We start from the raw sequence: 15,735 nt of genomic DNA on the forward strand, positions 1-15,735 counted from the left end.
TTATAGTTTTATATCATCAGCCATAAAAAGCAGTAGAAATCTATTCTAAATTTCTACTGCTTAAAATTTCATCAATCTTTTCATTTTCAATAATCCACATCCCTATCCGTTCATCGGTAATTCCATTCATAAGATTATAGGTAAATGTAGGTTTGTTGTGCTCCATTTTGGTAGATAGATATTTAAACATAATACTTTCATTCTCCTTTAATATTTCGGCAACCTCAATAATATGAGTTGAAATCATGAAATAACAGTCTTTTATTGCAGAAAATGATTTAATCACAGATAAAGATCCGTCAAATGCATCTTTAACATTCGTACCCCTAAACAGCTCATCAAAAATTACAAAAATATTTTTAGAAACTTTAATCTTCTCTGCAACATTCTTTACCCTTAAAACTTCATTGTAAAAATGGCTAAACCCTTCATTTAAATTATCAGGCAAGTTTATGGTCGACACCAATCCTTGCCAAATTCCTGTCTCCATATAGGTTGCAGGAACAGGAAAACCTAAATGAGCCAGATAAACAGAAATCCCAACAGATTTTAAAAAAGTAGATTTCCCAGCCATATTACTTCCCGTTAGGAAACAGACGTTCTTACCAATTTCAAATTCAATATCATTAGCAACCGGATGATTTAAAAAAGGATGAAAAACACCTTTAATACGCAGATGGGACTCTTTTGCATTTACATCTGGCAAGGATAAATTGTATTTCCTGGCTGTCTTAACAACAGCATAATAGGCATCAATTTGGTAAACTAAATCTAAAAACCGCTTGATTGTCATTAGCTCAGATCCCCTAAACATAAAATCCAGCTCTTCTAATTCGAATAAGTTAATCTTTTTCTCAAACCGCTCAACAATAGCTTTAATTAATTTTTGCTTAAATAAAATTCCAGCAACCTCATTAAATTCTTTAACCAGCGCAGGCTTAACCTCTTGATCTAGTGTCGCAAAGACTTCAGTAAGCTTCTTAAGCAAAGAGATAATTTCCTTTATGCCTTTTTCTTTTAAATAATATGCCTGATTTGGATAAAAGAAATAATTGATAGACTTAGTTAATGCCGAAATCTTTGAATAGAATTTGATTTTACCATTCTGCTCCAGATAACTTTCAATAAAGTCTATGTTCGTATGGTCAAAGTTTAAATCTTCGTTATAATTGGATAGATATTTGATTAAACCTTGTCTTTCCGTAATGATCTTAATATCTGTGGAAGGCAATCTGAAAATTTCAGATAATTTATCATTGCCTTTAATTGTAGAAGTAAGTTTGAACAGAGAAAAAATACTTTTATTTAAGCCATGAACCTCAAATATGTTTAAATCAGTTAGGGTTTGTTTATCTATATCAAACTTATTCATGAGGCGCTGTAGATGGATATGTTAAAATTGTCTTTAGCTGTAAATCTTTTCAAGATAAGAATTTACGATAAGACTTGGCAATTAACAGTTCGCAATTTTCAGTTGGCAGCGGATTCATGCTAAAAAACTGAAAACTGTATACTGAAAACTGCTAACTGATACATTTTTTTTCTAAATTTGCGCCTTTTACAAATAACAATATGATTAAGAGACAGCAAATTAAAGATTTATTAAAGTCGACAGCATTTGACACAGAAGTAAGGGTTATGGGATGGGTTAGAACTTTCCGTAATAATCAGTTTATTGCCTTAAATGACGGATCTTGCATGGGCAATATCCAGGTTGTGATCGATTTTAATAATTTACCTGATGAGCTGTTAAAAAGAATAACAACTGGCGCGGCCATTTCTGCAACAGGTAAATTGATCGAATCACTTGGTAAAGGTCAATCTGTCGAAATCAAGGCAACAACGGTAGAAATTTTGGGCGATAGCGATCCTGAAAAGTTTCCATTACAACCAAAGAAACACAGTTTAGAGTTTTTACGCGAAATTGCACACCTGCGTTTCCGTACCAATACTTTTAACGCGGTTTTTAAGGTGCGTCATGCCTTGGCCTTTGCCATCCACCAATTCTACAACGATCGTGGTTTTGTGTACATGCATACCCCTGTAATTACCGCAAGTGATGCGGAAGGTGCAGGCGAAATGTTTAAAGTAACCACTTTGGATTTCGATAATACACCACGAACGGAAGACGGTAAGGTAGATTTCTCGCAGGATTTCTTTGCCCGTGCAACCAACTTAACTGTATCCGGACAATTGGAAGGTGAACTGGCAGCAATGGCTTTCGGACAGATTTATACTTTCGGCCCTACTTTCAGGGCAGAAAATTCGAATACAACACGTCACCTGGCAGAATTCTGGATGATTGAACCCGAAGTTGCTTTTGCAGATTTAGAAGACAACATGCAGCTTGCAGAAGATATGATGAAGTATGTCATAAAATATGCTTTAGATAACTGCAAAGATGAATTAGAATTCTTAAATACCCGTTTAGCTGAAGAGGATAAACAAAAACCGCAGAACGAACGCAGCGAATTTAGCCTTTTAGAAAAACTGGATTTCTGTTTAGCCAACGAATTTGAACGTTTAACGTATACCGAGGCAATCAGGATTTTAAAGTCTTCTAAACCGAACCAGAAGAAACAGTTTAAATACCTGATTGATGAATGGGGTGCTGATTTACAAAGTGAGCATGAACGTTACCTGGTGGAAAAACACTTTAAAAAACCGGTCATCTTAACCGATTATCCTGCTGATATTAAATCGTTCTACATGCGCCAGAACGAACCAGATGCGGAAGGCAGACAAACTGTTGCAGCCATGGATATCTTATTCCCGGGTATTGGAGAAATGATTGGCGGATCGCAACGTGAAGAACGTTTGGATCGTTTAACGAAACGTATGGAAGATTTAAATATCCCGCAAGATGAGCTTTGGTGGTATTTAGATACCCGCCGTTTTGGCTCGGCACCGCACTCAGGTTTTGGTTTAGGTTTTGAGCGTTTAGTATTGTTCGTAACCGGAATGACCAACATTCGTGACGTAATCGCTTTCCCGAGATTTCCGAAAAACGCAGAGTTTTAGGAAGGTTTAGGGTTTAGGGTTTAGGGTTTAGGGTTTAGGGAAAACAAATAGCCTATTATCAAAGAAGTCAAGTTTAAAAACTTGACTTCTTTTTTTACACTAACGGGAAAACCCCAGAAGTTATCTCCTATTAATTATATATTCTAAAAATCGGTGTCATCTCGACTGAAGTGCAACGAAATGGAGAGATCTTTGGACCATATTAAAAGATCTCTCCACTACGGTCGAGATGACGATTCATTCGCGATCATATTGTTGCAAATTGGTGGTTTCCGTTCCGATTGAATATTTGCTGATTAATCCGTTAATACCTCTTCATTACTTGCCACTTAAACCTGATTGACGCGGAAAGCCCGCAGCGTTGGACTGCAGCAAAAAGCAGGACTGAACAAACCCAAATACTACTGCACCTGCTTTTCCAAAAATAGCCAAAAACCAAGGCGATACGGAAAAGACTTACGAAGTTCTGCCAACGCTAGCGTCCTTTGCCCTTTGAAACTTCGTAAGTTATCCCTGGCTGTTATCGTCCATCATCATGCATGCTATCACCATACGGATTGGCGTGTGCGTAATCTACCGCCGAAACTTTATAATCTGTTGGGGCAAAACTGGCCGAAGTACTCAATGCCATTCCCAGTTCGTAACGGGTTGGATAAGGCGTTTGTAACAAACTACCTGCAGGAATATAGGGAAAAGTCTCCAGATAACTCTGCATTACACTTGGGCTTACGCGCCTGTTGATATAGGCCCTGCTTAACTGATGTGTTTCTCTTAAACCCGCTGCACCTAATAATTCTACCGCACTGGCTACGGTTAGGTTATGGAAGTTTTTAACGCGAACCGTTTTATCTTCCACTACCAGGCCTTTCATTAAACTCTGATCTTGCGTGGCCACTCCTGTCGGGCAGGTATTGCTGTTACATTCTAAAGCCTGAATACAACCCAAAGCGAACATCATTCCGCGGGCAGCATTACACATATCGGCACCAAGGGCTATATTTTTAACCAGATCGAAACCTGTTGCCACTTTACCTGAAGCAATTATTTTAATGTGTTTTTTCAGATCAAAACCATTTAAAACATCATACACAAATGCCACACCTTCGCGCAAGGGCATACCTACCGAATTCGAAAACTCCTGCGGCGCAGCACCTGTTCCACCCTCACCACCATCAACAGTGATAAAGTCAGGGTAAATTCCGGTTTCTACCATGGCTTTGCAAATGGCATAAAATTCGCTTTTACGACCGATGCACAGTTTAAAGCCTACGGGTTTACCACCTGATAAATCACGGAGTTTTTTAACAAACTCCAATAAACCGATAGGTGTATTAAAAGCCGAGTGAGCCGGCGGAGACAAGACATCTTTGCCTTCGGGCACCAAACGGATCCTGGCAACCTCTGGCGTTACCTTTTTGGCTGGCAGCATACCACCATGCCCTGGTTTAGCGCCTTGCGAAAGTTTAATTTCGATCATTTTTACCTGATCCGTTCGTGCCCTTTCGGCATAGGCATCATAGTTGAAAGTTCCATCAGCATTACGGCAGCCAAAATACCCTGTCCCAATCTGCCAGATTAAATCGCCACCTGGCTGACGGTGATAATCGCTGATGCCACCCTCACCTGTGTTGTGGGCAAAGTTGCCCATTTTAGCACCACCATTTAAGGCTAAAATGGCATTCTGACTTAAGGAACCAAAACTCATGGCCGAGATGTTATAGATACTGGCAGAGTAAGGTTTTTTACAATCTGGCCCACCAACGGTAACACGCGGATCTAAATTCAGCTCATGGTGTGAAATCGCAGCAATACTGTGGCTTAACCATTCGTAGCCATTATCGTAAACATTTAACTGCGTTCCGAAGGGAATGGTATCGTTGTCTTTTTTAGCTCGTTGATAAATTAATGAACGGTTTAGCCTGTTATAAGGCGTACCATTGGTATCGCTTTCTACGAAATATTGATATACTTTCGGCCTCAATTCTTCCATAAAATACCTTAAACGCCCGAAAACAGGATAATTCCTTACGATACTGTGTTTAGGCTGGTATAAATCGTAAATACCAAGAATTACAAAAGGACCGGTGAAGATGAATGTCCACCATAAAAAAGGATGGTACAAACCCAGCATAATGGTTAGGGCAATTAAAAATGCGGCAATCGCAACGAAAGCTTTTCTCATAATAATAGATTAGCGTATGTTTTGTTAGTACAAAGATTAGGATTATTAAACAACTGACACCATTAAATTGTTATTTTTACGCTATGCTTATTAAGATTTATCCGGAAAACCCCAACGAAAGAGCCATTGAACAGGTTGTTGAAGTGCTGAAAAAAGGTGGCTTGATCATCTACCCAACTGATACCATTTACGGTTTGGGCTGCGATATTACCAATCCTAAAGCTATCGAAAAAATTTGCCGTTTACGTGGCATCAAGCCCGAGAAAGCCAACTTCTCTTTTATCTGTCATGATTTAAAGCACATTTCTGATTACATTAAGCCGATTGACAATACCACTTTCAGGGTATTAAAAAAAGCGCTGCCTGGTCCTTTTACCTTTATTTTTAATGCGAATAACAACGTACCCAAATTATTAAGTTCGAATAAAAAAACGGTCGGTATCCGTGTACCCGACAACAACATTGCACGCTGTATTGTCAAAGAACTCGGCAATCCTATCTTATCAACTTCCATAAAAGATGATGATGATGTAATCGAATATTCTACCGATCCGGAATTGATCCACGAAAAATATGAAGACCTGGTAGACCTGGTAATAGATGGCGGTTATGGCGATAATGAAGCCTCTACTGTAATTGATTGTACCACCGGCGAGTTTGAAGTCATCCGTGAGGGTAAAGGAAATATTGAAGAGTATTTATAATATCTTACTTATAAAAATTGCGTGAATAAGCTGGAAACCTGTTTGATCAGGGATATATTAGATTGCTTTTTTAGAAGTGAATTTCAGGTTCTTTGTGGCGGTCTCCTGCCCTGCTTTGCTCTTCAAGTCCTCCCTGCCATGTAGACACAATTCCATTCTTCTTGCGTCATTCCCGTGAAAATGGGAATCTTAAAGCTTCACGCACAACGAATTAACCTTTCTTTTTGCATTAAGATTGCCAGTCAAGCTGGCAATGACGGTCAATGCTAAGGATATTGCAAAAGATATGTCAACAGTAGGTTTTCACATCGAGATTTTGGGCTTTCCGTTTCAATCGCACTAGAGATTTTTAGTCCCTAATCTGCTAAAAGATTTTCCCAAAAGCACGTCAACGTCTGCATAATCATAAAATTATTCCTCATTACATTTATTTTTCCACAATCACCTAAATTAACATTAAGTTAATCTGATTATAAGGCTTTTGCCTATACATTTGCTATAAATAAAACTTATTCTATGAAAAGATTTTTACTTCTCATTTTATTTTTTCTGGTTTTCGGGGATTATTTATCTGCCCAGGTTTCATTATCGGCAATAAATACCGCTAAAGCAGAAAATTTTGACGGCATAACCGCAACAGGAACTTCGACAGTTGCCGGATGGAGTGCCGTTAAAGCGAGCGGCACAAACGCCGCAGCCGTTGGTTCGGCCTTAACGTTAACGGTTTACACCGCTTCGTCAAATAGTGGAGCCGCTTACAATGCAGGAACAGCAGGAGCTGCCGACCGTTCGTTAGGAAGCCTTGCCTCTGGCGCGTTAGTACCGAGATTTGGGGCCGGATTTCAGAATAACACCGGTGCCACCGTAACCTCAATCGATTTATCGGGGGTCATGGAACAGTGGCGAACTGGCTCAACGGCTACGGTTAACGAAAAACTAAATTTCGAATATAGCTTCAATGCCACCAGTATTGCCGACGCATCGGCCACCTGGCTCCCGCTTACCGGCATGGACCTTAACGAAAAGTTAACAACAACAACCACGGCAGCCGGCATTGATGGTAACTTACCAGCAAACCAAACCCCTGTTTCTGGAAGCATCAACGCAATTACCTGGGCAAATGGTGCTACACTTTATATCCGCTGGACAGATACAGACGATTTAGGAAGCGATGGCATTTACACTATTGACGATTTTAGCATCACGCCAAAGGGCAATACTACAACTACGCCGGTTTTATCAGCCTCAAATACAACGTTTCTTTTTGGCGATCAAAACATCAATTCAAATTCTACAGCACAAAGTTATACATTAGGAGGAGCCAATTTGACGGCTGCTGTTTTAATAAATTCGACAGCACCTTTCTTTGTATCTAAAGATAATATTGCTTTCAGCAATTCCATCAGTTATACCACAGCCGAAGTGGCTGCATCTCCATTTGTTTATGTACGTTTCAGTCCAACTTCAGGCGGCAATGCCATTGGCAATATTACCAATACCAGCACTGGTGCCAGCCCGGTTAATGTTGCGGTAAGCGGAAATGGACTATCAACAATTTTAACAGTAGACCAAACGGCTTTCGATTTTGGTTCTCAAAATACAGGCACCAATTCTACGGCACAAACCTTTAGTTTAAATGCCAAGGGCTTAACCGATGTGGTAAATATTACCACTACAGCACCTTTTTATCTATCAAAAGATAATATTACTTATAGCGCTTCGCTAGTTTATACTGTCGCTGAGCTTGCCACAAGCAAAACGGTCTCTGCGCGTTTTAGCCCTACAACACCATCCGCAGCATCTGGCAATATTAGTATTTCGAGCACTGGTGCAAGCACACAGAACATTACTACGGCAGGTATGGGCACAACTCCACCCGCAGCGCCAACCCACGTTGTAATATCTGAAATTTATGGTGGCGGCGGAAACACCGGCGCAATCTTCAAAAATGATTTTATCGAATTATATAACCCAGGTAACACCACGGTTGATTTAGCCGGCTGGAGTGTACAGTATTTAAATGCTACCGGAACAGGCACCTGGGCAAAAACAGATTTAACGGGTAGCATACCTGCAAAAAGTTTCTACTTGATCCAGGAAGCTATTGGAGCAGGTGGAACGGTTAATTTGCCTACACCAGATGCAACCGGAACTTTAACCTTATCCGGTACAACCGGAAAAGTAATTTTAAGCAATTCAAATGTGCTTTTAACTGGTGCCAATCCATCAACCACTGCGGTAGTTGATAAGGTAGGCTTTGGCCCAACAGCCACCGGTTTCGAAACCGCACCTACTTCCGTAATCTCCAATACAACTTCAATTGAACGTAAAGCAAGTGCAACTTCAACAGCGGCAACCTTAGCCGTTGGCGGTACCGAAGAGTTTAATGGAAATGGTTACGATACCGACAACAACAGTACCGATTTTGTAGTTACGGCCCCAAACCCGCAAAACACTTCGACAAAAGAACCAACAGGTGCCAATCACGTGGTCATTTCTGAAGTTTATGGCGGTGGTGGCAACAGCGGCGCTACCTATAAAAACGACTTTATCGAATTGTATAATCCAACCCTTAGCGCTGTTGATTTAACAGGCTGGAGCGTGCAGTATGCAAGTGCTACCGGTACGGGCAGCTGGGCAGCAACCACCTTATCGGGTTCTATCGCCTCAAAAGGTTTTTACCTGATCCAACTTTCAGCGGGTACAGGTGGTACATTAGATTTACCAACACCTGATAAGATTGGTACACTCACCTTATCGGGTACAACAGGAAAAGTATTGCTAAGCAATTTAGCTACCCCTCAAACAGGTGCCAATCCGGTTAATGCAAATATTATTGATAAAGTTGGTTATGGAACAGCAAATGGCTACGAAGGTACTGCCCCTGCACCTGCCACAACCAACACCACATCAATTGAAAGAAAAGCAAATGCAACATCAAATGCCACCACCATGGGCATTGGTGGTACAGAAGAATTTGCAGGTAATGGATATGATAGCGATGAAAATTCGTCAGATTTTGTACCAAGGACACCAAATCCGCAAAACAGCTCGGTAACTGAACCCACTTCAACAACTGGCCCCTATTTAGTTGTTACGCCAAAAACCCTGGCTTTCAGTAACCAGGCAATAAATACCACATCAGCTTCAAAAAGCTATGTACTCTCGGCCGGAAACTTAACCAATGCCACTACTTTAACAACAACTGCACCTTATTCTATTTCTAAAGATAACGTTACTTTTTCTACTACATTAAGTTATAGTGTAGCAGATTTAGCCGCCAATCAAACGGTGTATGTAAAATTTAGCCCAACAACTGTGGGCAATTCAACAGGTGCAGTTTTACACACCAGTGCAGGTGCAACCTCGGTTCCACTTTCATTAACAGGAGCGGCGGTAGATCCTAACCAAACGGCTTTCAATTTTGAAAACTGTACAACAGTAGGCAGTTCTGCCTTGTCTGATGGTTTTTACCAATACAGCGTAACAGGTCCGCAAACCTGGGGCTGTACTACTACCTTCGGACATGACGCGACCGACCCTACAGGTGTTACGAGCGCAGGAAATGCCCTCCAGATTAATGGTTATTCTGGCGGTAATATTTTAAATGAGGACTGGTTGATTTCTCCGGCCTTAAATATTTCTTCATTTAATTATGCTATTTTATCTTTCTGGACAAGATCTGCTTTCGCGGGTGATAAATTACAACTTAAAATTTCTACAAACTATACCGGTTCGGGTAATCCTGCACTGGCTACATGGACCAGTTTAGATGGTAAATTCCCTGAAACGGGTAGCGATAAATGGACCAAATCAGACAATATAGATTTATCAGCCTACAAAGCAACGCCAATTTATATCGCTATTGTATATAACTCGACCACTTCATCAGCCAGCCGCTGGACAGTTGATGATTTTGCGGTAACCAATTCGAGCACACCTCCAGCGGTTGACATTACTACTTCGCCATCAAGCCTTAGTTTTGGTTTTCAGGCGGTTAATACCACTTCTGCTGCAAATAGCTTTGGTTTTTCTGCAGGCAACTTAACAGGCGATGTCACCTTAACTGCTCCTGCTAATTTCACCTTATCAAAAACAAGTACCGGAGCCTATAGCAGTACCATCACTTATCCAAAAGCCGAGATCAACAATACTTCGCCAACAGTTTATGCTAAATTTTCGCCAACGGTAGTGAATACCAGTTATACCGGCAATGTAAGCATTACTACTACCGGTTCGGCAAATAAAACCGTAGCCTTAACCGGAAATACCTTTGATATTGCCAACACATTAGAAGTAGTGAACTGGAACATTGAATGGTTTGGCAGCCCAGCTCAGGATCCATCGAACGATGTATTACAGGCGGCTAACGTTAAAACCATAGTGAACAATCTAAATGCAGATATTTATGGTTTTGCAGAGGTGGTAGATACCACTTTGTTCAGAAATACCGTTTTACCGGCAGGATATAATGTTTTATTCAGCGAATTTGGATCCTATGCTGATGATAAAGCTGATGCAGACTATCCGTTGGCACAAAAACTGGCTTTTATGTATCGCACCGATCTGATTAAGCCAATTTCGACTTTAGGCATTTTAAGAGATACCTATAACCCTGCTGTACCTGCAACCAGTGCCGATGGTACCCCTTACAAAAACTGGTCATCGGGCCGTTTTCCTTATATGATGCAGGCACAGGTGAAAATCAACAATAAATTGGATACCGTTTATTTTGTTGAAATTCATGCGAAAGCAAACACAGGACCAACAGCCGATCAGATTGATGCCTATAACCGTAGAAAAGGCGGAAATAAACAATTGAAAGACTGGCTTGATGCTAACCTTGCTGGCAAAAAAGTTATTATTCTTGGCGATTTTAACGATGTACTGGATGCCGATAAAACCATTGCACCAATGCCTGCAGGTACCGGCACTTCATATTCCGATTTCACCCAGGATACAGCTAATTATTTCCCGGTTACGCTACCTTTAAGTTTAGCAGGAAAACAATCTACAGCCGGATTTAATACCGTAATTGATAACGTGATCATCACAAAAAACCTTAACCTCAACTACATTCCGGCCTCTGCCGAGGTTTTAGATGCCGTTAAAAACCTCGTGACCAATTACAGTTCTACCACAACAGATCACTATCCGATTAAAACGAGATATTTATTCGGCAATGCTGCACCCACCATCGATGCGGTGGAAAACCAGGCAGTTTGTTATTCCTCAACCAACCAAAACATTGCTTTAACCGGAATTTCTGCTGGTCCTGAAACTGCACAAAATACTACACTTTCGGTTACTGCTGATCATGCTGACCTGTTTGATCTATTAACCGTAACACCAAATGGTACAGATAAAGGTACCATCACTTACCATCTAAAAAACAATGTAAGTGGTGTAGCCAATATTACCGTAACTGTAATGGATAATGGCGGAACAGATTTTGGAGGGGTAGACAAAACCATTAAAACTTTCAAATTAACGGTTACTTCAACCGCTACAGCAAGTATTGCTGGCGCATCAGCAGTTTGCTTAAACGGAGCCGCCCAAACCATCACCTTTACCGGTGCAAACGGAACCGCACCTTATACTTTTACCTATAACATTAACGGCGGAACAAGTAAAACTGTAACGACAACCGCTACAAGTGCATCGGTAACGGTTTCGGCACCCACTAATGCAGCCGGTACTTTTGCCTATAATTTAGTCAATGTTAAAGATGCAAATTGCGGTCAGGCGCAAACCGGAACCGCTACTGTAACAGTCTACGCCTTACCTGTGATTTCCATCAGCAGCAATAAGGGTGTAACCATCTCTAAAGGCGATGCCATTATATTAACTGCAACCGGTGGTGTACAATACAGCTGGACAGGTGCTGAAATCACCAACGGACAAAATATGGCATCGGCAACCATCAGACCAAAACAAAGCGGCACCTATAAAGTAACTGTAACCAATGCCAGTGGTTGTGTAAGCGATCAGACGATTTTAATAACCGTAACCGAAGATTATAAGTTAGAAGCCAGTACAGTAATTACCCCTAATGGTGATGGGTATAACGATAAATTTATCGTAAAAAACATCGATTATTATCCAAACAATACCTTAAGAATATTTGATAAGGCGGGGCGGGTTTTATATACCAGGCAAACTTATACCAATGACTGGGATGGAACAATAAACGGTAGCCCGCTAAACGAAGGCACCTATTATTACATCATCGATTTAGGTAAGGGCATCGGTACATTTAAAGGTTATATCAATATCATTAGAGACTAATTACAGACATGAAAGCAATTACCAAAAACATAAAGCAAATGCGTCGCGTAACGTTTCTATTTGCTGCAGGCACATTATTTTTAGGATCTGTAAAAGCACAGATCCTTCCGCTCAATGCACAATATTTCCAGAACCGTTACCTCGTAAACCCATCTATGGCGGGTATTAACGAAGGGTTTAACATTAACGGCAGTTTCCGCAAACAATGGTCAAATATTCCGGGTGCACCCATTACCCAGAGCGTAACTTTAGATCAGCAGGTAAACAAAGTGGGTTGGGGCGTAAACATCTATAACGAGAAATCGGGTGGCATCCAGCGCACCAAAGCCGTTGGAACCTTTGCCTATCACCTTCCGTTAAACAATGACGACCAGAAGTTAAACTTCGGAATCTCTTTTGGCGCAAGTCAGGATAAACTGGATTTAAACAGTGTAAGAAACAGCGATATTAACGACCCATCCATCGCCCGTTTTAACGATCGGGGTTATTACCTGGATGGCGATTTCGGGATCTCTTATACCTCGAAAGGATTAACCGTTGAGGGTGCCGTGCCAAATATGCGTTCAGTTTTCAGAAAAGATGATTTAAATTTTGCCGATAAACCCACCTTTTATTCTGCCTTGAGTTATAAGTTCTTGCTGGGATCGGGTATTAACGGAATCAGCCTGGAGCCTAAAGGTGTTTTCAGGGGCATTAAAAACTTCGATAACCTATGGGATGCGGGTTTGAATGCCAATTTTGCCAACGATAAATTGTACGTAATGGCCATGTACCACAATACGCAAAATGCTACGGTTGGTTTTGGCATGAATTACAAATCGACCTTATATTTTATGGCTTATTACAATACCGCGACCTCAGCCATCAGCGGTTACACCGATGGCGATTTCGAAGTCAATATCAGAGTAAATATTGGTAAAAAGCCTTAATAACCCTTGTCCATCATGCTGAATTATTTCAGTTTTAATAATGGTCGTCATCCTCGCGCATGCGGGGATCTTAATGCAACAATATATTTCACATTGGGATCAGCGTCTTATAGATTCTGAAACAAGTTCAGCATGACGAAAAAACGAAAAGCCACAGATTTAAAAAATCTGTGGCTTTTTTATTAGTCTTAGTGCCTTACCCCTATCCGCCTATCTGTACCTTTCCTACTGAAAGGGAAAGGACTTAAAAAATTATCGCACCCTGTAATATGCTCCATGCGACCTGTACCCTGCTATCCGTCCTAGCATATTTCCGCCGGAAAAAGCACGAAAATCTTTGCAACTCCCCTCACAACCCCACAGCCCAAGGCAGGATCAAGCGGGAGCGGTGGAGTAAGCAAGGATAAGAGCTTGGATACTGCCGCTATCAAGATTTCGTAGCTTTTTACAAGAAAAGATGCAAGCCTTGGGTTTTTGTTTCTTTTGGGCCAAGCCAACCTGCGAAGCAAGCTTGAAGGCCTATAAAAATATATACACAACTGAAAAAAGAAAGAGCCTCTGGGCAGCTGCGGACCTGTACCGATTTTTCATCGGTAGCCGAGGCAAGCCCGAGCACGAGACAAAGAATAGCCAGTGCTTTAAGGTTCCCGCATGCGCGGGAATGACGACCGTATTAGATAACTTCCAATAGAACCTAAATCCATACCATTAAAATAATAGATTTCCTTACAAAAACTTCCCCTTTCCCCCTTCATTTTTCCTATTTTTACCCCTATGGCTAAACTCATCAATCTAGAAGTATTTCAGCGTTTCTTTCGCTCCGGACAAGTAGGTGGTTTTTTATTATTGATCTGCGTGGCCATTTCCTTACTTATAGCCAATACTGCTTCAAAAGAAAGTTTCGAAATCTTTTTAGCCACAAAAATCGGCTTTGGCACCATTAGCTACAGCATTTTAGCGTGGATAAACGATGCCTTAATGGCTATATTCTTCCTCTTAGTCGGACTCGAAATCAAACGCGAACTGGTAGAAGGCGAACTCTCTTCCATGAAAAGTGCAGCACTGCCTGTAATTGCAGCACTGGGCGGCATGCTTTTTCCCGCTTTAATTTATTCGGTATTTAATAAAGGTACAGAAACCGCCGGAGGCTGGGGTATCCCCATGGCCACCGACATTGCCTTTGCCCTCGCCATTATCGCCATGTTAGGTAAAAGCGTACCCACCAGTTTAAAAATATTCCTGGCTGCGCTGGCCATTGTGGATGATTTAGGTGCCATTCTCGTGATCGCAATCTTTTATACCAACCAGATTCATTTCGTATACCTGGCTATGGCAGGAGGTATCCTCGTTATTTTAAGCTTAATGAACTATTTCGGCGTAAAGAAACTTGTATTCTATCTCATCCCCGGAATATTTCTCTGGTATTTCATTCACCACTCGGGCATACATGCCACCATTGCAGGTGTATTACTGGCTTTCACCATCCCCACCAACGAAACAGACATCGAATCGCCATTGGAAAAACTGGAGCATTTTTTAACCATCCCCGTAAATTACCTCATTATGCCGGTTTTCGCACTGGCGAATACCAATATCGCTTTCCAAAAAGAAATGCTTACGGGACTGGTTTCTCCTCTGGGCCTCGGCATTATCGTAGGTTTATTTGTAGGAAAAACTATAGGTGTAACCTTTTTCAGCTGGCTTGCCGTGAAACTGAAATGGGCCGATTTACCCACCGGGGCAGGCTGGAAACACATCTTAGGTTTGGGCATGCTCGCCGGAATTGGTTTTACCATGTCGATTTTTATTGCCCTGCTCTCTTTTAGCGAAGTGCTCCATGTTTCGGAAGCGAAGTTTGCGATTTTAACGGCTTCAATCCTATCGGGTGTAGTGGGTTTCATGTTTTTGAAATCCGTGAAAGCTAAGGCGTAACCTACAAATTGTATTTTTTGAAACAATGGCGTAAAGGCATCCAACTTGAACAGATCATATTTTAACTTCTTCCAATATGCATACCTTTATTAATACTGTTAATTTTAGTTAAAAAATTTCACATGTTATTCGATTTTCCTACTTTATAAAAGTTTCGGATTTAAATTAAAATATGTTCAGATTATTTTGTCTCACATTCTTTTTGCTTTTAACGAAGTATAGTTTTTCGCAGCCCGTTTCCTATAATAAAGGTGGAACAAAAGCAATACTTTTAAGGATCAAAATTTTACCATTTTAAGCATTTCCCTGGACGACAGTCGTGATGAATGGCTACATGCATTAGCCGCGCTAAAAATGTCCTGAACGCAGCTGGTTGACTTGAAAACCTGGAATGGAGAACTTGCTACATATTACGGAATACTGGCAATTCCAGGTTCTTTATTGATTGATCCCAAGGGAAACATCGTTGCGAAAGATTTAAGAGGTATAGAGTTAACTAAAAAGCTCACTGAATTAATAAGTGGTCACTACCAAGCGAACCACAGCTTAGATATACATTAAGTATGCGCTCAGTATAAACGCGGTTGGATCATTGATTTTTGAAACAGCTTCCTATACTAAAAACGTATCACATTGAAAAAATCAGTGATCACAAATATACGTACAGATTATTTGAACC

General features: G+C 40.9%; 7 protein-coding genes. 5 read left to right on the plus strand and 2 right to left on the minus strand.

The window, feature by feature from the left end:
- Positions 1 to 40: 40 nt before the first annotated feature.
- The gene (locus tag ACQ86H_RS17985) at positions 41 to 988 is read right to left on the minus strand and encodes a MutS-related protein (RefSeq protein ID WP_431292000.1); all 948 of its coding nucleotides are present in this window, start codon (positions 986 to 988) and stop codon (positions 41 to 43) included.
- Between the two features lie 584 nt (positions 989 to 1,572).
- On the opposite strand from ACQ86H_RS17985, the gene asnS reads away from it, so the two are divergent.
- Positions 1,573 to 3,021: an asparagine--tRNA ligase gene (gene asnS, locus ACQ86H_RS17990; RefSeq protein ID WP_138823274.1), complete on the plus strand. Its 1,449-nt coding sequence runs from the start codon at positions 1,573 to 1,575 to the stop codon at positions 3,019 to 3,021.
- A gap of 520 nt (positions 3,022 to 3,541) precedes the next feature.
- Here the strand turns inward: asnS and ACQ86H_RS17995 are convergent.
- On the minus strand, positions 3,542 to 5,203 hold the full coding sequence (locus tag ACQ86H_RS17995; protein ID WP_431292001.1) for an FMN-binding glutamate synthase family protein: 1,662 nt from the start codon (positions 5,201 to 5,203) through the stop codon (positions 3,542 to 3,544).
- A gap of 83 nt (positions 5,204 to 5,286) precedes the next feature.
- Between ACQ86H_RS17995 and ACQ86H_RS18000 the strand changes: the two genes are divergently transcribed.
- The 4 genes from ACQ86H_RS18000 (at position 5,287) to nhaA (ending at position 15,056) form a co-directional block, all read left to right on the plus strand.
- Entirely contained in the window at positions 5,287 to 5,907 is a 621-nt protein-coding gene (locus tag ACQ86H_RS18000) for an L-threonylcarbamoyladenylate synthase (RefSeq protein WP_086545539.1), read from the plus strand.
- A gap of 516 nt (positions 5,908 to 6,423) precedes the next feature.
- A complete protein-coding gene (locus tag ACQ86H_RS18005; protein WP_431292002.1) occupies positions 6,424 to 12,195 on the plus strand; it encodes a lamin tail domain-containing protein in 5,772 nt (1,923 codons plus the stop codon).
- Between the two features lie 8 nt (positions 12,196 to 12,203).
- Positions 12,204 to 13,124, plus strand: coding sequence for a PorP/SprF family type IX secretion system membrane protein (locus tag ACQ86H_RS18010; RefSeq protein WP_138823266.1), 921 nt, complete (start codon positions 12,204 to 12,206; stop codon positions 13,122 to 13,124).
- A 774-nt stretch (positions 13,125 to 13,898) separates the two neighbouring features.
- Complete coding sequence (nhaA, locus tag ACQ86H_RS18015; RefSeq protein ID WP_138823264.1) at positions 13,899 to 15,056, plus strand: Na+/H+ antiporter NhaA; 1,158 nt, start codon at positions 13,899 to 13,901, stop codon at positions 15,054 to 15,056.
- Positions 15,057 to 15,735 lie beyond the last annotated feature (679 nt).

The sequence above is a fragment of the Pedobacter sp. P26 genome, from assembly GCF_050632135.1.
Classification (GTDB): Bacteria; Bacteroidota; Bacteroidia; order Sphingobacteriales; family Sphingobacteriaceae; genus Pedobacter.

Bases quoted from the DNA above. Each gene is read 5' to 3' on its own strand.
- asnS (WP_138823274.1), top strand. From the start codon at position 1,573: ATGATTAAGAGACAGCAAATTAAAGATTTATTAAAGTCGACAGCATTT.
- ACQ86H_RS17995 (WP_431292001.1), bottom strand. From the start codon at position 5,203: ATGAGAAAAGCTTTCGTTGCGATTGCCGCATTTTTAATTGCCCTAACC.
- ACQ86H_RS18000 (WP_086545539.1), top strand. From the start codon at position 5,287: ATGCTTATTAAGATTTATCCGGAAAACCCCAACGAAAGAGCCATTGAA.
- ACQ86H_RS18005 (WP_431292002.1), top strand. From the start codon at position 6,424: ATGAAAAGATTTTTACTTCTCATTTTATTTTTTCTGGTTTTCGGGGAT.
- ACQ86H_RS18010 (WP_138823266.1), top strand. From the start codon at position 12,204: ATGAAAGCAATTACCAAAAACATAAAGCAAATGCGTCGCGTAACGTTT.
- nhaA (WP_138823264.1), top strand. From the start codon at position 13,899: ATGGCTAAACTCATCAATCTAGAAGTATTTCAGCGTTTCTTTCGCTCC.